Origin of the sequence: Acinetobacter courvalinii (assembly GCF_014635545.1) — a bacterium.
Taxonomy (GTDB): domain Bacteria; phylum Pseudomonadota; class Gammaproteobacteria; order Pseudomonadales; family Moraxellaceae; genus Acinetobacter; species Acinetobacter courvalinii.
On record NZ_BMDA01000005.1, the window covers coordinates 68,932 to 92,417 of the forward strand.

At 47.0% G+C, this 23,486-nt stretch carries 18 protein-coding genes; 2 read left to right on the forward strand and 16 right to left on the reverse strand.

Annotation, left to right across the window (positions count from 1 at the left end; translation table 11 throughout):
* Window positions 1-8 precede the first annotated feature (8 nt).
* From IEV39_RS15405 to IEV39_RS15470, 14 genes are all read right to left on the reverse strand, one after another.
* The gene (locus tag IEV39_RS15405) at window positions 9-284 is read right to left on the reverse strand and encodes a monovalent cation/H+ antiporter subunit F (RefSeq protein ID WP_005226455.1); all 276 of its coding nucleotides are present in this window, start codon (window positions 282-284) and stop codon (window positions 9-11) included.
* On the reverse strand, window positions 281-811 hold the full coding sequence (locus IEV39_RS15410) for a Na+/H+ antiporter subunit E (protein ID WP_005280861.1): 531 nt from the start codon (window positions 809-811) through the stop codon (window positions 281-283). The genes IEV39_RS15405 and IEV39_RS15410 overlap by 4 nt, the downstream gene beginning before the upstream one ends.
* Window positions 811-2,622: a monovalent cation/H+ antiporter subunit D gene (locus IEV39_RS15415; RefSeq protein ID WP_005280858.1), complete on the reverse strand. Its 1,812-nt coding sequence runs from the start codon at window positions 2,620-2,622 to the stop codon at window positions 811-813. Before IEV39_RS15415 ends, IEV39_RS15410 begins: the two co-directional genes overlap by 1 nt.
* Window positions 2,622-2,990, reverse strand: a complete 369-nt coding sequence (locus IEV39_RS15420) for a Na+/H+ antiporter subunit C (protein WP_004774108.1) — start codon at window positions 2,988-2,990, stop codon at window positions 2,622-2,624. The genes IEV39_RS15415 and IEV39_RS15420 overlap by 1 nt, the downstream gene beginning before the upstream one ends.
* Complete coding sequence (locus IEV39_RS15425) at window positions 2,983-5,835, reverse strand: monovalent cation/H+ antiporter subunit A (protein WP_005280854.1); 2,853 nt, start codon at window positions 5,833-5,835, stop codon at window positions 2,983-2,985. Before IEV39_RS15425 ends, IEV39_RS15420 begins: the two co-directional genes overlap by 8 nt.
* 250 nt (window positions 5,836-6,085) lie before the next feature.
* On the reverse strand, window positions 6,086-7,468 hold the full coding sequence (locus IEV39_RS15430; protein WP_005280851.1) for an ATP-binding protein: 1,383 nt from the start codon (window positions 7,466-7,468) through the stop codon (window positions 6,086-6,088).
* A gap of 24 nt (window positions 7,469-7,492) precedes the next feature.
* The gene (locus IEV39_RS15435; RefSeq protein WP_005226465.1) at window positions 7,493-8,995 is read right to left on the reverse strand and encodes a UvrD-helicase domain-containing protein; all 1,503 of its coding nucleotides are present in this window, start codon (window positions 8,993-8,995) and stop codon (window positions 7,493-7,495) included.
* Window positions 8,996-9,004: 9 nt separating this feature from the next.
* Window positions 9,005-9,772, reverse strand: coding sequence for a bifunctional phosphoribosyl-AMP cyclohydrolase/phosphoribosyl-ATP diphosphatase HisIE (gene hisIE / locus IEV39_RS15440; RefSeq protein WP_005226467.1), 768 nt, complete (start codon window positions 9,770-9,772; stop codon window positions 9,005-9,007).
* Between the two features lie 91 nt (window positions 9,773-9,863).
* The gene (locus IEV39_RS15445) at window positions 9,864-10,244 is read right to left on the reverse strand and encodes a VOC family protein (RefSeq protein ID WP_005280847.1); all 381 of its coding nucleotides are present in this window, start codon (window positions 10,242-10,244) and stop codon (window positions 9,864-9,866) included.
* Window positions 10,245-10,256: 12 nt separating this feature from the next.
* A complete protein-coding gene (locus tag IEV39_RS15450; protein ID WP_005280844.1) occupies window positions 10,257-11,573 on the reverse strand; it encodes an FAD-dependent oxidoreductase in 1,317 nt (438 codons plus the stop codon).
* Window positions 11,574-11,693: 120 nt separating this feature from the next.
* Window positions 11,694-13,313, reverse strand: coding sequence for an ABC1 kinase family protein (locus IEV39_RS15455; RefSeq protein WP_005226478.1), 1,620 nt, complete (start codon window positions 13,311-13,313; stop codon window positions 11,694-11,696).
* Between the two features lie 18 nt (window positions 13,314-13,331).
* Window positions 13,332-14,006, reverse strand: coding sequence for a ubiquinone biosynthesis accessory factor UbiJ (locus IEV39_RS15460; protein ID WP_005280840.1), 675 nt, complete (start codon window positions 14,004-14,006; stop codon window positions 13,332-13,334).
* Between the two features lie 10 nt (window positions 14,007-14,016).
* Complete coding sequence (ubiE, locus tag IEV39_RS15465) at window positions 14,017-14,958, reverse strand: bifunctional demethylmenaquinone methyltransferase/2-methoxy-6-polyprenyl-1,4-benzoquinol methylase UbiE (RefSeq protein ID WP_005226482.1); 942 nt, start codon at window positions 14,956-14,958, stop codon at window positions 14,017-14,019.
* Window positions 14,959-15,169: 211 nt separating this feature from the next.
* Window positions 15,170-15,877 (reverse strand): DUF8198 family protein, encoded by a 708-nt coding sequence (locus IEV39_RS15470; protein ID WP_188382619.1) that lies wholly within the window; start codon window positions 15,875-15,877, stop codon window positions 15,170-15,172.
* Between the two features lie 207 nt (window positions 15,878-16,084).
* Between IEV39_RS15470 and pap the strand changes: the two genes are divergently transcribed.
* Window positions 16,085-17,503, forward strand: a complete 1,419-nt coding sequence (gene pap / locus IEV39_RS15475) for a polyphosphate:AMP phosphotransferase (protein ID WP_005280836.1) — start codon at window positions 16,085-16,087, stop codon at window positions 17,501-17,503.
* A 22-nt stretch (window positions 17,504-17,525) separates the two neighbouring features.
* On the opposite strand, the gene IEV39_RS15480 is transcribed toward pap, so the two are convergent.
* Window positions 17,526-18,818: an MFS transporter gene (locus IEV39_RS15480; protein ID WP_005280833.1), complete on the reverse strand. Its 1,293-nt coding sequence runs from the start codon at window positions 18,816-18,818 to the stop codon at window positions 17,526-17,528.
* Window positions 18,819-19,084: 266 nt separating this feature from the next.
* Window positions 19,085-19,591 carry a hypothetical protein gene (locus tag IEV39_RS15485; protein ID WP_005226490.1) on the reverse strand — a complete coding sequence of 169 codons (507 nt, stop codon included), beginning with the start codon at window positions 19,589-19,591 and terminating at the stop codon, window positions 19,085-19,087.
* Between the two features lie 190 nt (window positions 19,592-19,781).
* On the opposite strand from IEV39_RS15485, the gene IEV39_RS15490 reads away from it, so the two are divergent.
* Entirely contained in the window at window positions 19,782-23,483 is a 3,702-nt protein-coding gene (locus IEV39_RS15490; protein ID WP_005280830.1) for an exodeoxyribonuclease V subunit gamma, read from the forward strand.
* Window positions 23,484-23,486 lie beyond the last annotated feature (3 nt).

Consider the following 23,486-nt stretch of genomic DNA (forward strand, 5'->3'; position numbering starts at 1 on the left):
GACGCTCCTTAATCAATCACGTGACCAGTAGTGAAATAGCGGGCGAGGGCAGCGGTCGAAACAAAGCCCAGCATTGCCACCAGAAGCGCACCTTCAAATAGATTGGTGCTGACCCAATAAATGCCCAACACGACGATTAAACAGGTGGCATTCAGGAACAGGGTATCTAGGGCCAGCAGTCGATCAATGACCGAAGGACCTGCAATCAGACGGATCAGGCACATAAACATCGAGATGGTAATTGCAATTAAGCCAATACCCAATGCATAAGGGAGAATAGTCATTTGGTTGCTCCTTCTGCTGCAATCTTCACGTCAAAGATTTCGATTAAAGGCATTTCATAACGCTTTTTAATGTCCTGAATATCAAGCTCGGCATTATCGGTACTGAGCGCATGCACCAGAATATCGCCACGCTCCTGATCAATCCCCGCTGAAACCGTACCGGGCGTAGTAGTAATGATCATGGCCAGCAAGGTGTTGACCTGCTCGTGTTCGGTTTCCAGAGGAACGCGATACCATTTCGGATGCAGTTGATCCATAGGGCCAAGTACCATTTTAGCAACGCGGAAATTAGAGATCACGATATCCCAAAGCACCACAAAAAACAGTTTAATGGCAGGCATCCACTGAATATGTGGAGTTCTGTCAATAAAGGGACTGACCAGACGCGCAATCCCGATGGCCAGAATCACCGCAATTAAAAGATCGGTTACATCCAGACTGTGAGCCAGCATCAGCCAGCTCACAAAAATCAGCACAGACACAAAGGGATGCGGAAACCAACGGTCAAGCAAAGATAATTTTTGCATCAGTGTTCCTCCATTGGTTTTAACTGCGTGCTATTCGGAATGGTCGGTGCTTCCAAAACCTGCCCAGCGATTTGACGCTGCTTGTATTCAGAAATATGCTCACCTTGCAGGGTTGGCTTGGAAATAATATCCGGAATCAACAGAGCATTATGATCTTCGACTTCACCGCCATATTTGGTTTCAGGTAAATAACTCGGATCATAAGGCTGGACACTGATCGGACGACCCTGCGCATCATTTTTCAGAATGGTCTGGTTATACAGGGCATGGTTCTGGATTTGCTGTGCCGTGGCTGTGGTATAGCTTTGGATAGGCGCAGCAAAGACTACATAGGCCATCAAGCTGGCCAGTAGAATATAGATGGCCTTGTCATTGCGTTTGGGTGCAACTTCAGGCAAAGCCTGATATTCAGCATAAGCAGCTTCTTTCTGGTCTTGTTCCGGTGGTGTTGCACGCCAGAACAGAATAAAACCTACCCGCGTCAGCGCGATAATGCTGAGCAAGCTGACGATCAGGATCACCGCAATGATCCAGCCCTGATAAGGCGTTTCAGCTGTGGCTTGTAAAATAAAGACTTTGCCCAAGAAACCACTGAACGGTGGTAAACCTGCCAGCATTAATGCAATGATGAAAAAGCTGAAGGCAGCGGCTTTTTCCTGCTTGATTTTAGGTGCAACTTTTAGATGATCTTTGAAAGCACCCCGCTGTGAAGTGATCCAGCCACAGAACAGATAGAATGCTGCCCCGATCAAGGTACTGTGTACCAGATAATACAGTGCCGCTGCCCAAGCTTCGGTATTGAACATGGCAATCGCGATCAGCAGGGTACCTATTGACGATAACACCATAAAGCCGACAAAACGACGTAAGCGTTCTGCACCAATTGCACCGACCACCCCATACAATGAAGTAATCAAGCCAATAATCAGCAGGCAGTTCTTGAGAATACTCTGGGCCATGACATCATCAAACACGGTCCCGTTGACCCGTAAGATCGCATAGATACCGACTTTAGTCATGATAGTGAACAGTGCGGCAACGGGGGTGCTGGCAACGGCATAGGTTTTTGGCAACCAGAAGCCGACAGGCAGCATGGCAGCTTTAATACCAAATACCACAAACAGTAAAAAACCGCCTGCAATTGCAAGTTTATGCTGATCACCATCCAGAGTCGGAACCAGACGCCCGACATCGGCCATATTCAGGCTACCCACACTGCCATAGATCATGCCTAAGCCGATCAGGAACAGGGCAGAGGCGAGCAGGTTAATGGTGACGTAGTGAATCCCCAGTTGAAACCGTGGACGGCCCTGACCATGTAACAGCAGCACATAAGATGCCATCAACAGGATTTCAAAGAATACGAATAAGTTAAACAAGTCGCCGGTGAGGAAGGCGCCCGCGATTCCCATCAGCAGGAAATGCACCATGGTATGGAAATAGCGTCCACGCGTGTCCCAGTTATCACTTGCAAACCAGATCACCGGTACCGCAAGCACGTAAGTCAGCACCAGCATAAAGGCAGAAAGTTGGTCCAGTACCAGTACAATGCCAAAAGGTGCAGACCATTCACTGAGTTGATATACCGTGATCTGTCCTGTGCTGGCAATCCCCAGATAGCTCACCGCGGTGATGAGCCCCAGAATTGCTGAGCCCAGACTGATGCCGCGACGCCAAGGCTGGCGCCAATCTTGTTTTAACGAGCCTGAACCCGGGTTGCCGAGTAAGATCAATATAAAACTGGTAAAAGCCGGAATTAAGATACTGATAATCGGAGCATGAGCGTGCCAGAAATTATAAAAATCAAACATTATGGCTCATCCTCACGTGGGTCATAAGTCAAGGTGGGTTCTTCTTTGGAGTCGACATGATCAGTACCTGATTCATAGCGGCTACGTAAGGCAAGTTGCACAATAAATGCTGTGGTTGCAAAGCCAATGACAATGGCAGTCAAGACCAGTGCCTGCGGCAATGGATCAGTGACTTTAGTGGCTTGCGTCAAGACAGCAGGGGCATTGATTTGCAAGCGCCCCATTGCGAACAGGAACAGGTTGACTGCATAACCGATCATGGCAAGGCCAAGCACAACAGGAAAGGTTCTGGCACGCAGAATCAAATAAATACCTGTTGCGGTCAGTAAACCAATCCCTGAAGCGAGTAAAAATTCAATACTAACCATTTTCTTTATCTCCACTTGGGATCGGGCCTGACATACTGGAGTGACGTGAGTCCCCCAAGACCGAGATCAATAACATGGTGGCCCCTACAACAGTGATATAAACCCCTGTATCAAAGGCAACTGCCGATGCAAGATGCATTTTTCCGAGTAACGGTGCTTCTACATAAATATGCGCACTGGTCAGGAACGGGCGTGCCCAGAACCAGGCTGCAATACCGGTTAAACCGGCAATTGTTAAGCCTGAACCAATCCATAACTCATACAGACGGCCTGATTTGGCTTTGATCATCTGTTCGGTCTGGTCTTGTCCCAGCACGATGTACTGGATCACCAAGGCCATTGAGGTAATCAAGCCCGCGATGAAGCCGCCACCCGGCAGGTTGTGACCACGCATGAAAATATACACACTAACGACAAGCGCGAGTGGCAAGATCCATGACGCGGTAATACGTAGCATTAGTGGAGAAGGGTTGAAGCGATAAGTCAGGCCTTGGGTCATGGTGGTACCATGCGCACGCATGCCATCCATCAAGCACAGCGCACCAATGGCTGCGATACCCAATACCGTGATTTCACCGAAGGTATCGAAGCCACGGAAATCCACCAGAATCACGTTCACCACATTTGATCCACCGCCAAGTGGAATCGCCTGTTGCATGAAGAACCATGAAATTGAATTGTGGTCGCGGGTCAGTAGCAGCCATGTAATCCAGCCAATACCCAAACCACCTACGATGGCCAGGGTTGCATCTCTCCAGCGGCGTGAACGACTCGATTCGTATGGTGTCAGTTGTGGCAGTAATGACAAGCTCATGAGCAGTAAAACCGTGGTCACGACATCTACCGTAATTTGCGTTAATGCCAGGTCAGGTGCAGACAGGGTCACGAACACCATGGTCACCACTAAACCAACCGCACCACTGATCAGTACTGCCTTGATTCGTTCATGATGGAACCACAGCATCATCCAGCAACCAGAGAACAACGTGAGCCATAACACGATCGCCACCCACGGCGCATGGGTCAGTTCTCGTGTCCCTGTGGTCAGTCCCTGATTCAACAGCGGCAGTGCCACCATGACAATACTAAACAGGACGATCCAGAGCAGATAGCTTTGCAGAGAACCATTTTCTGTGGTCTGCTTCATGCGGCGACTGCTAAGCAGTAAATGTTTCAGGAACAGATCGAACAGGATTCGGCCCTGAAATTTACCCAGATGCGGATCAAGGTCGATCTTGCGAATACGACCATCTTTTGCCAGTGCGAAATAGAACAGTGTCCCGCCAATCAAGGCAATCACACTCATCAGTAGCGGTGCATTCACCCCATGCCAAATCGCCAGATGCACACCTTCAAATTCAGGTTGAGCCAGACTGGCACGTGTCACGCTATTCACTAGGGTGCCTGCGAGCAGGGCAGGGAGGATGCCGACCAAGATACACAAAGTCGCAAGGATGATTGCAGGTAAGCGCATACCTAATGGTGGTTCATGCGCATCTTTATTTGGAACCTGTTTACCCAGCGGACCATCAAAGAACACACCATGAACCAGACGAATCGAATAACTCACTGCAAAAATACCGGCCAAGGTCGCAATGATCGCCGAGATCACCATGACTGGACCAGATAGATTCGCTAGTAACTCGGTAAAGAACATCTCTTTAGAGATGAAACCATTGGTGAGGGGCACGCCTGCCATAGACGCCGCCGTGATCATGGTCAAAGTTGCAGTGAATGGAAGTAGTTGCCAGACACCACTGAGCTTACGCAAGTCACGGGTGCCGGTTTCGTGGTCGATAATCCCTGCAATCATGAACAATGCCGCTTTAAAGGTGGCATGGTTGATGATATGGAATACTGCCGCTGCAACGGCAAGCGGTGAACCAATACCGAGCAGGCAGACAATCAAACCTAAATGGCTGATAGTCGAATAGGCCAGAAGTCCTTTCAGGTCTTCTTTGAAAATTGCAAAACCTGCGGCCATACACAAGGTGAATAGACCGACAAAGGTCACGATGTTGTGGTATAGCGCAGCACCGATAAAAATAGGCGCTAAACGGGCCAGCAGGAAAATCCCTGCCTTGACCATTGTTGCCGAATGCAGATAAGCCGAAACAGGCGTAGGTGCCGCCATGGCATTGGGTAACCAGAAGTGAAACGGGAACTGCGCACTTTTGGTAAAAGCCCCAAGTAAGATCAGCAATAAGGTCGGAACAAATAGCTCATGTTGCTGAATGGTATCTTTCATCAGCACCAGTTGGTCGATCTGATAAGTTCCGGTGATCTGACCCAGTAAGACAAAGCCCCCCAGCATTGCCAAACCACCCATTCCTGTAATGGTAAGTGCCATACGGGCACCACGCTGGGCCGCATCATACTGACTCCAGTAACCGACCAGCAGGAAAGAGGAAATACTGGTTAACTCCCAAAACACCAATAACAGGATCAGGTTGTTGGAGAGCGAAATCCCCAGCATGGCTGCCATAAACAGCATTAATAATTGATAGAGTTTACTGAGCGAGTTTTTCGGGCTGAGATAATAATAGGCATAAATATAAATGAGTGTGCCGATACCGCTAATCAGCAGACCAAACAATAAACCTAATGCATCCAGGCGAAAACTAAGATTGATCCCAAGCTGCGGAAGCCAGTCCCAGCTTTGTTGCAGGGTATTGCCCTGAAGAACCGTTTCTGCCTGAGTAAGAAGTAAAATAAAACAGCTAAGGCTGATGCCAATCGCCCCAAGTGCCGTCACGCCCCGTGAAATACGTTGCAATTGTGAGACAAGGGTGGTGCCGAGTATGAGCGGTAATAGGATAATAATCGGTAGCACACTGGTATCCATGTCGATGATTTAGGTCGAGACCTAAGGGTGAATTTTTTTCAAGACTTACAGGCACTCAAAGAGAATACCAAAAACTTTAAATCTTGAAGCCCAATCAAGTTAACGGAGGCAGCAAGTTGTATTGCACAACTTGAAAATAAAAAATGAGATTTATTTTACTATAAAACATCAATAAAAATCTGATGTTATTACATGAAAATAACAACACTTTTTGTTCTAAAGCACAGCCTTTTCCAGTGTGGGCAATCGATTAAAGCGGGCTCTCCTGCGGGGTGTCATCGATCTTGAGCAAGTGAATTAAATCGCTCTTTTCCTGTTCATTCAGACCCTGAATCTGATGAAATAACTCATCGACTTTGTTCGATAAAGGATCAGCCTGCAGGACATTTTGCTGTTCGACTGAACTCATCTCTTGTGTTTGTGCCAGCTCTTGATACAGGTCGGAAAGCTGCTGTTGGGAGGCTTCCAGATCAATTTCATAAATGCCTTTCTGATCCAGTTTCAGGCATTGATATTGCGCTGCATGCTCAAGTAAGGCATCACGGTTGCCTGTGCTAATAATTTGCAGGCGAGGGAATGCCTGATGTAAGCGGGCCAGAATCTCAGCACACATATGTTGGTCGAGCTGGTGATCAATCTGGTCAATAAGCAAAATGCCTTCACCTTCCAGACAGGGATTAAAACAGTGCTGGTTCAATAGACACAATCGTCGGCTAATATCGCCCACCAGTGCAATCCAGGCTTTCATTGAGGCAGACAGCAGTTGAAAGGGCAGGGTCTGTTCCTGATAGCGCACCATTAACTGCAGTTTGGGTACGTATTGAATATAAATATCATTCAGTTCGGGAAAAACGGTTTGCAGACTGCTTTTCAAGGCATACAAATTCGGTGCAGACAGCTGTTTAGGATGATTGACCAGTTCCTGCTGCAATTCTTGCAAAATTTCTGACTGGTTTTGCTGATTAAAATCATTGCCCATTAAACGCCGGACTATGTGAGCCGAATGCGCATTCTCTACATCACTGATTTCACGCAACCATTCAAAAAAACGTGCAAAAGTGGTGTAAGGAATTGCAGTCAGATCATAGGCAGCAATCTCCTGCAAAGTCCCCGGTGTATTCTTACTTTGTAAATTAATATCTTGTACAAAGCGTTCAGCCGGATAGTAGGCAATCAGCGGCAAGCCGAGGAGCGGGTCCTGCTGATTGGTTTTCTGATACAGCGTAACCAGCTGGTCGAGTTGCTGGGTTTCCACCTGACTGATGCCAACACCTTGGGCATTAAAGGTTTTATACAACTTCCACATGCAGGTCTGGGTATCGGCGATCTGGGCGGTGCTACTTTCCGGTAAGGCCGCATTCAGCTCGCTGCTCATGCGGACATGCATCTGGATTTTGGCTTGTAATCTATTTAACAGGATGTCCTGATCGGCAATCACCACCCCTGCAGTACGTATATCTTTATAACGTGCAGAAAACCAGGTCAGGCTTTGGTAGATATTTTTTAAAATGGTGCTTTTACCGGTGGCCTGATCACCCAAAATCAGGGTGATGGGCTGCTGTTCAGGATAGAAATCGACTTTCAGATCCCGAAACATGCCGATATGTTTAAAAAGAACCGATTCAAGTTGCATAAGCTGACCTCAATCTTGAGCGCTTTAACCTGCGGACTGACGAAGACTTGCGGGCGCTCGCTGTTTTAATTGTTGTATTAAGTCGTATAAATGATGAATATTTAAACTTACTTTAGCACGCGTGCAGGCCACGTAAAGTAGTCTTAACTCTTCATCTGTAATTTTATGTTCCATTCCATTTATTTTAAACTGGTAGTCATCTTCGATATGAACACGGTTCCACTCCAGTCCTTTGGCTTTATGGGCCGTCGAGATGACATAATCTGCCTGCTCAATCGGCGTGATTTTTGCCAGTGCCCGTTTTAGTGGATCGGTACCATGATCATCGACCAGCTTGACTAAAGGCTTGATATCACTGCCATCATTGGTTTCACAATACTCATGCACATCATGCCATGAATTAAACCAAGCCAGTTCAGGCACGTCGGTGATGCGTTTACCTTGTTTCAGCAAACTGGCAGCATCGACAAAGCGGCTGAGTTTTTGATGATCGGCTTGCAGGCTGACTTTATCCCCATGCACCAGACCCGAAAGCAGTAACTCCATGGCACGGGCATTGGTCCGGCACAGGATCGCATCCCGCATTTTGGTGTGTGGCTTGTTGACGACACTCGATTTAACATTGGGATTACCGAGTAAGGGCACGGTTTCATTCAATGCGCCCAGCAAGCTATTGGCCACATCGGCAATCGCGTCACCAAAACGGAACGAGGTGGTGAGACGACTTTCTGGTAAGGGCATTTGCTGCATGGCATTGATTGCACCACGCCATGCATAGATTTGCTGATGGGCATCACCGACATAAATCACCTGAGTGCTTTTTTGACGGAGCAAAATGCCCAGCATCAATGGATCGGCATCCTGTGCTTCATCAAACAGCACATAGTCTGCAGGAATATTCGGTTCCGATAAGGCCCATAGTTTCAGGTAAATATCATGCCCAATGCCCGCCTGATGATTGGGATCAATCGATTCCAGCCAACGACGTTCTACCGCAGGGTAGAGGTGTTGCTGTAAAGCTTCTATGTCATCCAGATGTAACCAGCTCGGTGCCTGAATATGACGTGGGGCCGGATATTGGGAACTGGTCGAACAAAAATAGCTGACCGCATTGGCCACCAGACTGGCCAGACGGCTGGGCATCAGGACATATTTTTCATAACGTCCACCCATCAAGCGGCGCAGCGTAATGGGCTCCAGACGATATTCTTTGGCAATAAAACTTGGGCTGAGACGGGGTAGACGTAACTTGTCGGTGACTCCACGTGGAACACTGCGAAATGCCAGTGAGTGGAAGGTGCGGCAGTTTACGTTGCCATGAAATTTATTTTGTGCTTCTGAAGCAATCGCCTTGTTAAAGGCCAGATACATACCACGCCGTTCAGGCATAGCATCACTGATCATTTGCAAAGTCGTGGTTTTACCTGTGCCAGCATACGCAATCACTTTAAAAGACTGGCCTAAACGGGCATTGTCTATGGCAATAGCTTGCTCATAGGTGGCTTTTGGTTTTTCTATATTTGACACAGGCTCTATTTACGCTTCTTGACTACGGTTCGCTTTTTCAACTAAACCAGACAAACCTTGGCGACGTGCCAGCTCATCCAGTACCACTTGCGGATCAAGGTCGAAATAACCCAGCATCACAATACTGTGGAACCAGAGATCGGCGACTTCATAAACCAGATCGTGTTTATTTTCCAGTGAGGCATGTACTGCATAATCTTTGGCAGCGATAATGCTTTCGACACTTTCCTCACCGACTTTTTCTAAAATTTTATTGATGCCTTTTTTGTACAGGCTAGCCACATAAGAGTTGTCGGCTTTGGCATGCTTACGCTCCTGCATGAGGCGGCCGAGATAAGCAAGCACATCCACCTGTTCATTTTGCACCTGATCATGCGCTTCAACTTTTGCCGATGCGCCATAAATCGCCGTCGGATCTTTGAGTTGGGCATCTACGATTTCCCAGCCTTGTGGGGTGAGTTTGCGATAGAAGCACGATTCACGGCCGGTGTGACAGGCAATGCCACCATGCTGTTCAATTTGTAGAATGATGACATCGGCATCGCAATCGAGACGAATTTCATGCACGGTTTGAAAGTGCCCTGACTCTTCGCCTTTGTGCCAGAGTTTTTGACGTGAACGCGAGTAATACACCGCCTGATTTTTTTCCGCAGTCAGTTGTAATGCCTCACGATTCATCCACGCAACCATTAACACTCGACCTGTTTGATGATGTTGTGCAATGGCAGGAACAAGACCATTGGAATCAAATTTAACTTCATCTAACCAGTTTGACATGAGTGAAAATCCATTGGGTGGAAAGCAGCTAGTGTAGCGTTTGTGGCTGGGGTTGGCTATGCTTGCAGGCTAAAAAATCGCGGATAGGGCATTAAAGAGTGTTCGATATTTCAATCAGATTCTGATCCGGATCACGGAAATAAATCGAAAGGATTTTTCCCATTGCACCTGTTCTTTGTACAGGACCTTCAATGATTTCAATCTGCTGGGCCTGAAGATGTGCAATCACCTCATTGAGTGGCGTTTCCGCAATAAAACATAAATCAGCTGAACCTGGCGTTGGGTGAAGAGCTTTAGGTTCAAACGCTTTGCCTGCTTGATGCAGGTTAATTTTTTGATGACCAAATTGTAGCGCCTTGCGGTTGTCACCGAAAACAATGATTTCAAAATTCAGGGCTGATTGATAGAACTTACACGTTGTCTCAATATCGGCAACGGTCAGAACCAGATGGTCTAAATGACTAATTTTCATATTTCACTACACTTATTCATATTCAGGAACTGGTGCATGGGGATGCTCAAAAGCCTGCTTTGATCCAGCATAATGTGCCACCTGCTGGTAATCCAGTTGTTGAAACAGTCCTGTCTTTAAGCCTGAAATGGTGAAGGCCATTTCTTTACGAAAATAGGGGATTTGATACAGCCAGGGGAAAGTCAGATCGCGTATGCCACCTGCCCACCAATGATCGGATTGATACAATGGCGTTAATAATCGGCTGAGAAACTGGTAGAACCGGGTCGAAGAACGACGATGTTGATGGTAGTGTTGCCAGAGCATGGACCAGTCAGTTTGCTGATGAGGGGTTGCAGCCTGTAAGGATTGAGAAAAAGCCCAGGCATCCAGTAAAGCCATATTGGCCCCTTGTCCCAGTTGTGGACTCATGGCATGGGCAGCATCACCGATCACGCCGATTCGCCCTTGTCCAAATTGTGACATCACCACATCCCGGTATTGAGCGGAAAGCCATTGCGGTTGATTCTGTTCATTCGTCAAAAGCTGTTTGAGCCAGTCTCCAACCTCAGGCCAACGATCGCCGACTTGCTGTAACCATTGCTGTTTTGCCGATTCATCTTTTAGAAAAGCATCCAGTTGCGCGGTCGGCAGACTCCAGAACACACTGGACAATCGTTGTTGTGGAGCAGACGGGATGGCACCTGTGGGCAGCACGCCCATCATGATTTGGGAACGGTCATAAAATTGATGCAAAATTTCAGGATTTAAGTTTGGGCATTCTGGCACGATGCTCCACGCCGCACCCCAGGGATATGCCTGATCCACTTTGACCCATGCTTGGGGGCGTAACTGGCTACGGGCACCATTGGCAATCAGGACGGCATCAAAATGTTGATCAAATTTCTGTTGCTGATGTGTACCGAATAGCCGAACTGCATGGGCACTTTCCTGAATCGAGTCGATTGAGTGATTCATCTGCCAAGTGACATGACTAGAGTATTCAGCCAGCTTTTGGGTGAGGACGTGACATAAAGTTGCGCGATGAATGCCGAGTCCATACAGATTGCTGCCCGCTTGATGATAATGACTATTTACCAACAGTCGTTTATCTGCAAGCTGGCCTTCTAAACCAGTCACTCTGGCACCTAATTGAAGTGCATGCTCCAGTACCCCTAAATGCTCAAAGACGGCTAAACCTGCGGGTTGTAAAAGTAAGCCTGCACCAACTGGCGAAAGCGTCTCAACTTGCTCGAATAGGGTGACGTGATGGCCTTCGCGTGCCAGCAGAATGGCGCTTGCCAAGCCAGCTGTGCCCGCACCGATAATAGCAAAATGAGGTAATTTCATTATTTATTCTTTTCAGACTGTTATCAGATCATTTCATCATGATCTTAACTGATCCCGGTCAGTTTGAAAAATGAATCCTGAGGCATAAAAAATCCCTTGTCTAAGCAAGGGATCTGAACCTTATTTCATGATGCGCCACAGGGCAATCAGACTACTCAGTACAATCAGAACAATGGAAATAAACCACGGTGTAATAATCGCAATCGTCAGTAAAATCAGCATGCTGCTGCCAAACATCCAGCTACGTCTTTGCTGATGCTGCATTTGCAAACGCATTTGCTGGATTTCACGCAGTTGTTTGTCATGCCACGCCGACTGATTTTTTAAACCATTCAGACTGTCGATCAGCAGGCTTGGAATATCTTGTGCACCCAATAGCAGATCTGGAATTTGCTGACCCAGTTCTTTCATGTTCTTGACCGGGTTCATATTGGCCTTGACCCATTCGGTTAGAATCGGTTTGGCCAGTTTCCAGATATCCAGTTGCGGGTAAAGATCTGTTCCCAGACCTTCAACATGCACCAGTGTCTTGAGCAAGAGCATGAGTTGCGGTGGAATTTCCAGATGGAAACGACGTGCAATATCCATGACCTGAATCAGGATACCGGCGAAATCCAGTTGGTCCATCGGCTTTGAAACCATTGGCCCGACTGTACGGCGCATTTCACGCGATAAGGCATCCTGATCGGTGCCTGGCGGAATCCAGCCGGCCTGATGCACGATCTGGATCAGTTGCATAAAGTTGCTGTTCATCACGGCCAGCAACATACGTGCAACGGTCATTTGGTCATGCTTGGACAGCTCACCCATGATGGCACAGTCCAGCGCAATAAAGCGTGGATTGCTTGGGTTAATAGTCTCGACAAAGACATTGCCCGGATGCATGTCCGCATGGAAGAAGTTGTCGCGGAACACCTGGGTGAAGAAAATGGTCAGGCCTTTTTCTGCCAGATCGGCGCGATCCATGCCTAAACGGTCAAAGGTCGCGATGTCCGAGATCGGCACGCCGGTAATCCGTTCCGCCACCATCACATCTTTACTGTCCATATAGACTTCAGGCACGTACATCATGCTTGAACCGGTAAAGTAGTGACGCATACGTCGGGTATTGTCGGCTTCCAGACTCAGGTCCAGTTCATTTAAAATGATCTGGCGATAATCTTGAATGATTTCAGATAAATGTAAGGCACGGGCCGCTTCCAGACGGTTTTCCAGCCAGTCGCCTAACCAGGCCAGAATTTCAAAATCTTGCAGAATCTGACTGCGAATATCCGGGCGCGTAACTTTCACTACCACTTCGCGACCATCATGTAACGCCGCTGTATGCACCTGTGCAATTGATGCCGCAGCAAGCGGCTGTTCATCAAAGCGGGAGAACAGGGTGGTGACATCCGCTTTCAGTGATTCCTGAATTCGCTGTTTTGCCAGTTGCGTGTCATAGGGCTTAACCTGATCTTGTAATAATACCAGTTGCGATAAGACTTCTGGTGGAATCAGGTCGCGGCGTGTAGACAGCAGCTGTCCCAGCTTAATTGCCAGCGGCCCCATGTCTTCAAGTGCTTCTTTCAGTTTAAGCGGATTCTTCTTTTCACGACTCGACCAGGCCGCAGGATGCATTTTAATGATATTTAAGGCATGACGTGCTTTAACCGGTAATTCTTCCGCAGGGAACAGGGTATCAAGGCGATAGTGTGCTGCGATACGCCAGAGTTCATGTAACCGTTTAACATGCGGAATCATATAAAGTCTTACCTAGTCTTATGTGGGTTGCTTTGGTGAATTAACTTGAGTATTGAGCTGTTGAAGCTTGGCTTCCAGACGATCAATTTCCTGATTGAGTTGGCGGGTCTCTCGGTTGAGGTCATCCATTTGCCAACGTGGGGCAAATAAACCGCTGTCTTCTTTTAAGGCATCTTCAACAAAAAATAAATGGCTTTGCAGGGAGCGTTTTAACTGTTTCGGTGCAAGTTGCACTTTACCCAACTCATGTGCCAGTTGTGGACCGATCCATGGCGATAAATGCGCTGCCAGATCAGGCTCGGCCTGCTGCATGATTTTTTGAATATCCTGCAACAGGTGATAATCACCTTGCAATGGAATATTGCCAATCTGATCCATGTCGCTAAGCAGTAATTTAACCAGCTCAACAGTATTTTCAACATGCAAGGTTGCAGTGGCATCCTTGAAGGTCTGTTGAGGATCAAAAGGGCGCTGTTCAAAAATAGAAGGGCTTTGACTTTGTCCCATCACGGTCGGTTCGAGACGAACTCTATTCTCATCAAAAAACACATCAACCGAGAGTTGTGGGCTATCGATCACAACACGTAATAATTGACCTTGTAGCTGATTGAGCTGCATGCGGGTAATCGCATCCAGATCAATCACATGATGAATGATACGTTCGACTGCACCGAGTGCTAAAATCGACCACATATCTTAAACCTTAAAGTTTGAATCCACGATGAACCGCAACAATACCACCAGTTAAGTTGTGGTAGTCACAGCTTTGGAATCCGGCATTTTCCATCATCCCTTTCAGGGTACGCTGGTCCGGGTGCATACGAATCGATTCAGCCAGATATTTATAGCTTTCCGAGTCATTGGCCACCAGTTTACCCATGATCGGCAAGGCGGTGAATGAATATAGGTCATACAGTTTTGAGAATGGCTCAAACACGGGCTTGGAAAACTCAAGAATCAATAAGCGGCCGCCTGGCTTAAGCACGCGGTACATGGCTTGTAACGCAGCATCTTTATCAGTCACATTACGCAGACCAAAGCTGATGGTGACCAAGTCAAAACTGTTGTCTGCAAATGGCTCTAAAGTTTCAGCATTGGCCAGTACGAAATCAACATTGGTACAGCCAGCATCAATCAGACGGTCACGGCCGACATTGAGCATCGATTCGTTGATGTCTGACAGAACCACATGACCCTGCGGTCCAACTTCACGGCTGAAGACTTTGGCCAAATCACCTGTACCACCGGCAATATCCAGTACGTGCTGACCACGACGAACGCCTGACATGTTAATCGCAAAGCGTTTCCAGAGACGGTGAATACCAAATGACATCAAGTCATTCATGATGTCGTATTTGCTGGCAACGGAATGGAACACTTCGGCAACTTTTTGTGCCTTGTCATCACTACTCACGGTTTGATAACCGAAGTGTGTAGTTGCACCAACGTTGCCGGTATTGGCACCACGCGGCAAATTATATTTTGGGATTGAAGCTGTTGAGGTCGGTGCAGCATCTGGTTGTAAAGACTGTTGCTGACCTTGTGGGGTGCCTTGTGGCAGTGGCGTGTTTAAGAAAGGGCTGACTTTGTCTGAACTTGGGTTTTGCTCAACTTCTGGGGTAGGCTGTTGGTTTTCGTTAGACATTGTTTTCTCCTAAACTTTCGCTCTAGCGGCACGAATCAGCAAGCATGATGACAGATTTTGTATCTTTTTACAGGGTTTCGCATGTAATTGATATGAATAATATACAGAAAGTCACTTTCTCAAAAGGGTTTTAATTTTTCTTAAGATTTGAAAAGACTCATTTTTCTATTTCAGCCATAGGCAGGATGGCTGAAATAGAAGCAGACTTATCCTAGTCACGAAATGGATTTGGATGTCCTGCATGAACTTTATCAATGATTTCCCGCTCTTTTTCGCTAAAGGTTTTGATAAAGCTTGCCGCAGATTTCATCGGTTTCATCGCAGCAAAACCTTCCTGAATAAACTCATACATGCCATCAAACTGGTATTTATGCGCGATGCCTTTGCACATTTTAAAGGCCGCATACATCATGGTTGAACGCATATATTTATCCAGTGTCACGCCTAATTCATCCAGAAGCTGCAGTTGTTCATAGCGTGCCTCGCCCTGATCCAGTTTAATCAAGGTCTGGCGCATGATTTCATCGGTCAAAGGGGTTTCGAGCGGATAATCTTCCAGCAATTGCTGGGCAACTTGCTCATCGAGTCGTGTTGCAAGCACGGCCAGGCTGACGGATTTGGTCCCTGTTTTAATCGCATTTTCAGGCAGCAGGCTTTCGGCTTTATGGGCATATTTGAGCAGGCGTTCGATTTGTTGCGCCATGGCATCAAAGTCTGGCCCGCCATATAAGCGATTTAAAAAGTACGCTGCCATAAGCTGGTTTTTGGGTTCGGCAAAGAATTCGGCATGTGTCTCGGCAATCCGTGCTTTCATCCATGCCTGTACTTCATGCAATCGCTGCGCAACCGCTGGATTCTGGTGGTAATTCAAAGATTGATATTCTAATAAAAGTTGATCAAATGCAGCGAGTTTTGACATGTTCGAACTCAAAGAAAATAAAACGATAAAATCATAGGCATCATCATAACGGAGAACCATGACAGCATAAACTTTAAATGCTTAATAATTGGTCAGTATGGCCGTGTCGTGGCAGTCAACATAAACTGTACACGGGTTTTTGCATGAACATTTATAGTTTGAACGATACCTATTTTAATTTTAATAATGAGCCAGTTAGAGCAGCACATGAGTAAACAACAACCGACATTTGAATTGCGTGATGAAGATGAACTCTCTTTGGACCTGATCGAGGCGCAATATGCCTTAAAAGAAAGCCGCGACAAAAAGAATGCTAAAAGTGTACTGGTTCTGGTCAGTGGCATTGAGCTGGCAGGTAAAGGAGAGGCGGTTAAACAGTTACGTGAATGGCTGGATCCACGCTATTTACGAGTCAAGGCAGATGCACCGCAGTTTTTAACCAATAACCAGCCATTTTGGCAGTCCTATAGCCGCTTTATCCCGGCTGAAGGGCAGATCGTGGTGATGTTTGGTAACTGGTATAGCGATTTGCTCACCACGGCGATGCATGTATCCAAGCCCCTGAATGAACAACTATTTGATGGCTATATTGAACAAATGCGGGCTTTTGAGCATGATTTGCAGAATAATCATGTCCATATTGTCAAAGTCTGGTTTGATTTATCCTGGAAATCACTGCAAAAACGCTTAGACCAGATCGATGCTTCGGAACAGCGCTGGCATAAATTACACGGACTGGATTGGCGTAATAAAAAACAATACGATACCTTGCAGGGCTTGAGCCAGCGCTTTACCGATGACTGGTTTGTGATTGATGGCGAAGACGAAAAGTTGCGTGATCAAAGTTTTGCCCAGTATCTTCTGCAAACCTTACGGGAGTTGCCTGAACACCAGACCAAAGTGAGTCAGAAGTGGCAACAGGCCGAGATTCCCCAGCACTTGCAGGAACCAGCGCAAGCCAGCCTGGAAAAACAGGACTATAAAGCAGAACTGCGTAAACTGAGCAAGAAAGTGGCAGAAAAGCTACGTTTTGATGAACGTAAAGTCGTGATCTGCTTTGAAGGTATGGATGCGGCAGGTAAGGGTGGAGCAATCAAACGCATCGTCAAAAAACTCGATCCGAGAGAATATGAAATCCATACCATTGCAGCGCCGGAACGTTATGAATTGCGCCGACCTTATTTGTGGCGTTTCTGGAATAGATTGAATGATAGCGGCAAGATCACCATTTTTGACCGGACCTGGTATGGGCGGGTACTGGTTGAACGCATTGAAGGTTTTGCCTCTACAGTAGAATGGCAGCGTGCCTATAACGAAATTAACCGTTTTGAAGAAAATCTGGTGGATAGCCAGACTGTGATCGTCAAAATCTGGCTAGCGATTAGTAAAGAGGAGCAGGCGCTCCGCTTCAAGGCACGTGAACAGACACCGCATAAACGTTTTAAGATCACCGAAGAAGACTGGCGTAACCGTGAGAAATGGGATGATTATCTCAAGGCAGCGGCGGATATGTTGGAACGGACCGATACCGATTATGCACCATGGTATGTGATTGCAACGGATGATAAATATTCAGCGCGAATTCAGGTTTTAAAGGCGATTTTGCAACAACTGAAGGCGGATTAATCCGCCTTTCAGCTAACTTCAATTAATTGTTATTTACCAATTGGGCGCTATAGCTGCGATGTTGGCGGAATACGATCAGTGTCGCGATTAAACTGGTGATCGCGGCAAACATCAGCCAGAAAGCAGGCATGCTCTTATTGCCTGAGCTCTGTACCAGATAGGTGGCGATCATGGGCGTAAGCCCGCCAAAAATCGAGGTGGCAAAGCTATAAGCCACCGAGAACCCTGCAATACGTACCGAACTCGGCATCATTTCAGCCAGTGAAACCACCAGCGCACCGTTGTAGAAGCTATACAGTAATGAGAACCACAATAACACCATCAGCATATGCGACAGGCTAATGGTCTGGGTGAGCCAGTTGAGTAAAGGATAAGCACTGATAAAGATCAACAAGGTGGTTGTGATTAAAAGCGGTTTTCGACCAAATTTATCGGAAAGATGACCGCCAATCGGTAACAGTATAAAGTTGCTGAGCCCAACCATAATGGTGGCGATCAAGCTTTCGGTACGGGTTAAATGTAGTACCTCTTTACCGTAGGTCGGGGTATAGACGGTAATGAAGTAGAACATGGTGGTCGTGGTTGCAACCATACACACACCAGCCAGCACGATTTTCCAGTTGGCTGCCAAGGTAGTTAGAATTTGTCGGGTACTTGGATGCTCTTTACGCGAGGCAAAGGCTTCTGTTTCAGCCAGTGACTTCCGTAGCCAGAAAATAAAGGGAATGATGGCACAGCCGACAAAGAAGGGGATTCGCCATGCCCAAGCATCGACCTGGGCCTTGGTAAAGACCAGACTGACGATATAACCCAATACGGCGGCAAAAATTACCGCGACTTGCTGACTGGCAGATTGCCAGCTGGTGATAAAACCACGGTTATGCGGCTCGGCAATTTCGGACAGATACACCGAGACCCCACCCAGTTCTACCCCAGCCGAAAAACCTTGCGCAAGGCGTCCGGCAAAAATCAGGACAGTGGCTGCAAAGCCGATACTGGCATAGCTGGGGGTAAAGGCAATGATTAACGAGCCAAATGCCATAATGCTCAAGGTCACCATCAGGCCTTTACGGCGGCCGATCCGGTCGACATAGGGACCCAGTACCAGTGCGCCAATCGGACGCATCAGAAAACTGACCGCAAATACCAGAAAGGTTTTCATCAGTGCGGCATAACTGCTGTCGGAATGGAAGAATGTCTCGCCGATGGCCTGGGCATAAAGACCGAACAGGAAGAAGTCGTATTGTTCAAGGAAGTTCCCGATGGTCACATTAAAAATGGCACGGACACGAGAGGGGGATTGGCTGGTTTGCACAACGACGCTCCATCATCTAATTATCTTCGAGATGTGGAGATTAAAAATACAATCTTTATGAAAGCTTAAAAAATTAAGTGAATATTAACGTAATTGTGGTGTTTTTTTATGGATCTGTTGGCCTGATGTAACCCAGCGCATCCAGGTGAGCAATAGACATGAAAGCTAATAAGCCGGATTCGGAACATTTTTTAATTCTATTTTGAAGCACTTAATTTCATTCATCAAACAGCAGGTATGCGAACCGCTACCTGCTGCCATAGAACTTACGCTACGATGGTGGTCCGGCTTTTCTGCTGAATCCGCTTGGCAAGGTTATAGCAATCCTGCACATGCGCTTCAGTGATTTTGCGCATCATGAAATAGCCCAGACTGGCCGCGACCAGTTGGCCGCCCAAGGGAATAAATTTAGTCACCTGTTTGGTGGCAATTTTAGTGAAAAAGCCATTAAACGACTTTTTCATCGCGGTACGTGCCACCACGAAGCCTGAAAACTCGAATCCGCGTTTACGTAATTCATCCCAGTGAACTTTTTTGGTTTGAGGGTCATACACACTGATATGTTCGGGTGCCAAACCAAAGCGGGCATTAATATCCGGAATGATCTGGGTCAGCATGCCCAGGTCGACCACCACATCAAAGAATGGAATCGGTACAATCGCTGCACCTGCTGACCAATATGCACGCTTTTTAGCCATTTCTAAACATTCATCACGGATCTGTTCCAAGTTTAAGCTTGGGTCAATCGAATCAGGAATTTTTTCAATTTTCATAAAGTTATACCTAAAGTCTATCCCTTGATAGTACATTCAATACGATTGAATGGTGAATTTCAAAACAATTTTTTTGTTGGATTGTGTATTTAACGTGACTTCATGATATGAAGTTGGATGTTGTATAGTGAGCATTATGGACGGTTTCGTGCAACAAAATGATCATTTTTTGATGAGGTTATATTAATACATGGGTATTCATGTTATTCAAAGTCAACGCCTTGAAGTGTTATTGCAAGGTGTGATGGCATCAATTACCCAACCCGGCGATTCCCCTTTTCAGGTGTTTAAAACCCAGCATTTTATTGTTCCGAGTCCTGCACAACAACAATGGCTGACGCAGAAAATTGCGGAACAGCAAGGCATGACTGCCAATTATCAGTTTCATCAACGTATCCGTGGTTTCCAATGGTATGCCTATCAGCAGGTGCTTGAAAATAAAGAGCAGGTGCGCAAGGCCAATATTCCTCGATTAATTTTAAAATGGCGTATTCATCAAGCCTTACAACCCTTTATCCGTGCTGATCAACTCGATCTCGCCACAGATCATCCTCTCTATTCGATTGTGCAGCGCATTTATGACAGTGCGGCCCAATTACCGCAGGGCACAGAAAAACAGTTAAAAAAGCAGAGCATGCTGTATTGGGTAGCGGAACAGGTGTCACACCTGTTTAATAACTACATGATTTATCGTGGTCATTGTCAAAAAGGCTGTCGTAGTGAATGCAGTTGCTCAAGTAACTGGCTCTCCACCTGGGGGCAGAATAAAGCACTGGATATTGAACAGCTGATTGCCAAGACGGATCAGCAGACCTCAGCCTTTAGCTTAAACCAGACCGAGCAACTGGAAGCATGGCAGCGCTGGTTATGGCAAAACTATTTCCATGATGACTTTATCGAAATGCAGGGGATTGATGCTGATTTCTGGCAGACCTTAGCGCATGCGCAGACCCGGGACAAAGCGCTGGCACAGTTACCGAATCAGGTGATTGTTTTTACCGTGCTGGATTTGCCACCCAGCCAGCTGCAGTTTTTACGCCGTTTAGGTCAATATCTGGATGTGGTGATTTTGCACTATAACCCGTCACAGGAATATTGGGCGGATAGCGTCGATCCACTATGGAAACAACGTTATGATCTTGGGGTAAAAGAGCGGTTTATTGCCAAGCATCCCCAAGCAAATGATGCGGAAATTGCTGCTTTCTTTGAGCGCTTTAGTTTAGGGTTTAATGCCTTGAATCGTGAATCTCGCCATCCTTTACTGACCCGTTTAGGCAAGCAGGCACGCGATCACTTCTCCCTGTTATCGCAACTGGCAACTGGTGAGGAAGGCAAATGGATTGATGCCTTTGAGGATTATTTCCCAGAGACGCTACTGGGCAAAATCCAGTCGGATATTTTCTATCTGGCTGAACCTGTCCCTGAGCAATATGAGCTGGCGGCTGAAGATCATTCTATCCAGTTTCACGTCTGTCATTCCAGCTTGAGACAACTCGAAGTGTTAAAGGAGCAACTGCTACATTGGTTGTCACAAGCGGATACGACGCCGCGCCGTCCAAGTGATGTTCTGGTTCTGACCCCGAATCTGACCGAGCTTGAGCCGCTGATTCGTAGTGTGTTTCCTTCCGTGCCGAATGATCATGATGTGTTTTTACCGGTTAAGATTGCGGGTGTGGCGCAGCTGGATGCACTCAATGCCTGGCGGGCAGTCTTGGGGCGTTTGCAACTGACGCAAACCCGAATGACCCAAGATGATTTTGCGGACTGGCTGAACCTGTCGGCAACCCAACAGCGTTATGGACTAGATTATCACCAGGCACAACGTATCCTGAGCTTATTAAATGAAGCCGGTTTTAAACGCGGTCTGGATGAAGAACATCTCAAGCATAGTTTAAGTGCCGATGATCAGGACTACCGTTATAGCTTTAAATTTGCTTTAGACCGTCTAGCTTTAGGTATTGCCGTACCTGCTCATGTAATGGTGCAACAAACTTTAAGCTATGCACTGGTCCAGCCGAGTGATTTTGAGCTGATTGGCATCCTGATTCAGATTTATCAGGATTTGTCGCTGCGACGTCACTGGCTGGTGGCGCATGAGCAGGGGCAGCGCTTGCCGGTAGTCACCTGGCTCAAACGCCTGAAAGCAGATGTTCAGGAATTTGAGCAGGCCGATATCGTTGCTTTAAAGGCGGTGCGTGAGATTATCCAGAAGCAGGAGCGTATGCTGACGCTGGCCAGTTATTATGAAGAGATGGAAAGCCAGTTACGTCAGATTTCTTTGCCCTTGCCTTATATTATTGAAGAAATTCAACGCACGCTGGAAAGCCAGTCAGCGCAGGTTGAACCTACCGGACAAATTACCTTTAGCCAGATCGGTCAGATTCGTCCGATTCCTTATCGGCTGATTGTGATGCTGAATCTGGATACCGGAAAGTTTCCAAATCGGGATAGTCATATTCCCTTTGATCTGATGGATGTCTTACGTCAGCAATTGGGGGACCGTTCCCGTCTGGAAGATGATCAGGGTGCCTTTCTGGATGCTGTGTTGCTGGCACAGGAACAATTATGGCTGTTCTATAATGGCTTTGATGTGAGTGATGGGGAAGTGCGGGAGCCATCCAGTGTGTTACAGCATTTCCGTGAGCATTTGGCACTGATTATAAAGCCACCCCTTTCTAAATCTCTCCCCGAGGGAGAGTCTTTATTGGGTGAGATTTCTCTCAGCCCAGCTTTAAACAAGGGCGATTCTGGGAGGGTGGCGGATTTGTCTAAGGAATTTGCAGCCTTGCAACTTCTGACACAGCTTTATCCCTTGTACCATATTCATCGCTTACAGCCCTTTGATCCATTAGGTTTTATGGCAGAACAGCGACATAAGCGTTTTCAGGATCAGTGGTTTAAGGTTGCTGCACAGATTCAACAGGACAAAGGCGACCGGGCAGCTTGGGTCAATACGGCTTATCCGGTTGAGAATAATGAGATGCTGATTCTGGATGGCCAGCAATGGATTCAGGATGTCACTTTTCCTGCGCGTTTGTACTTGAAAACTCTGGGTGTAGAAAACCTGAGTTCAACAGAACTCGTTGATCAAAGCGAGCCATTATTGCTGGATGGTTTAGGGAAATATGCCATTCGCCATTTCCTGCAACAGCAGGAGGCCAATCCTTCACCTCAGCTATTACAGGATCAGTTACCTGTTGGCAAAGTCCAGCAAAGTGCCTGGCAGCAAAGCTGTCTGGAACAACAGCGTTTACTGGAGCGCTTGCAGCAACATGCCGCAGCGCCCACTGTAACGACCCAGCGCGTTTGGCGTGTATCCAAACATTTACAGATCGGGTGTACCACCCCGAAACAGATCGGTCAGGACTGGATTAGTCTGGATGCCTCCAGTGCCCGAGCCAAGCGTCTTGCCAAAGTCTGGCTGGAATACCTGTTATGGCTAACGGTACTGGATCACGAGACTGCCGCTGAAAAACGCCGTATTGTGGTGTTTAGTGATCAGACCGTGATTTGTGAAGGCTTAAGTTCTCAGCAAGCACGCACTTATCTGCAAGACTGGCTGGAACTGTGGCAGCATGCCCAGCAACAGCCTGTGGTGCTACCTGCAGCCTTGATGTTAAAGCCACTGGAAAAAGGCAAACAGCATGAATGGTTTGAGCTGGATTCGAAACAGATTTTAGTCGAGGACAGTCAAAAGCAGCTACTGAAAGACTGGAATGATACTGGCGACTTTTCCGGCTTTGATATGAGCCAGAATGAAGCCTGCAAGTTACATCGGGACTGGCAGTTTATTTTGCAGGAACAGGATGCTGCAGCATTATTACAATATGCTTGTGATCACTATTCCTATAGGCTGTATCAGCCAGTGTTTGAATTTTTACGAGTGGAGTAAGGC

Bases quoted from the DNA above. Each gene is read 5' to 3' on its own strand.
- IEV39_RS15445 (WP_005280847.1), bottom strand. From the start codon at position 10,244: ATGAAAATTAGTCATTTAGACCATCTGGTTCTGACCGTTGCCGATATT.
- IEV39_RS15415 (WP_005280858.1), bottom strand. From the start codon at position 2,622: ATGTTTGATTTTTATAATTTCTGGCACGCTCATGCTCCGATTATCAGT.
- IEV39_RS15405 (WP_005226455.1), bottom strand. From the start codon at position 284: ATGACTATTCTCCCTTATGCATTGGGTATTGGCTTAATTGCAATTACC.
- pap (WP_005280836.1), top strand. From the start codon at position 16,085: ATGAGTAAACAACAACCGACATTTGAATTGCGTGATGAAGATGAACTC.
- IEV39_RS15410 (WP_005280861.1), bottom strand. From the start codon at position 811: ATGCAAAAATTATCTTTGCTTGACCGTTGGTTTCCGCATCCCTTTGTG.
- IEV39_RS15455 (WP_005226478.1), bottom strand. From the start codon at position 13,313: ATGATTCCGCATGTTAAACGGTTACATGAACTCTGGCGTATCGCAGCA.
- ubiE (WP_005226482.1), bottom strand. From the start codon at position 14,958: ATGTCTAACGAAAACCAACAGCCTACCCCAGAAGTTGAGCAAAACCCA.
- IEV39_RS15425 (WP_005280854.1), bottom strand. From the start codon at position 5,835: ATGGATACCAGTGTGCTACCGATTATTATCCTATTACCGCTCATACTC.
- IEV39_RS15430 (WP_005280851.1), bottom strand. From the start codon at position 7,468: ATGCAACTTGAATCGGTTCTTTTTAAACATATCGGCATGTTTCGGGAT.
- IEV39_RS15470 (WP_188382619.1), bottom strand. From the start codon at position 15,877: ATGTCAAAACTCGCTGCATTTGATCAACTTTTATTAGAATATCAATCT.
- IEV39_RS15420 (WP_004774108.1), bottom strand. From the start codon at position 2,990: ATGGTTAGTATTGAATTTTTACTCGCTTCAGGGATTGGTTTACTGACC.
- IEV39_RS15485 (WP_005226490.1), bottom strand. From the start codon at position 19,591: ATGAAAATTGAAAAAATTCCTGATTCGATTGACCCAAGCTTAAACTTG.
- IEV39_RS15490 (WP_005280830.1), top strand. From the start codon at position 19,782: ATGGGTATTCATGTTATTCAAAGTCAACGCCTTGAAGTGTTATTGCAA.
- IEV39_RS15460 (WP_005280840.1), bottom strand. From the start codon at position 14,006: ATGTGGTCGATTTTAGCACTCGGTGCAGTCGAACGTATCATTCATCAT.
- IEV39_RS15450 (WP_005280844.1), bottom strand. From the start codon at position 11,573: ATGAAATTACCTCATTTTGCTATTATCGGTGCGGGCACAGCTGGCTTG.
- hisIE (WP_005226467.1), bottom strand. From the start codon at position 9,772: ATGTCAAACTGGTTAGATGAAGTTAAATTTGATTCCAATGGTCTTGTT.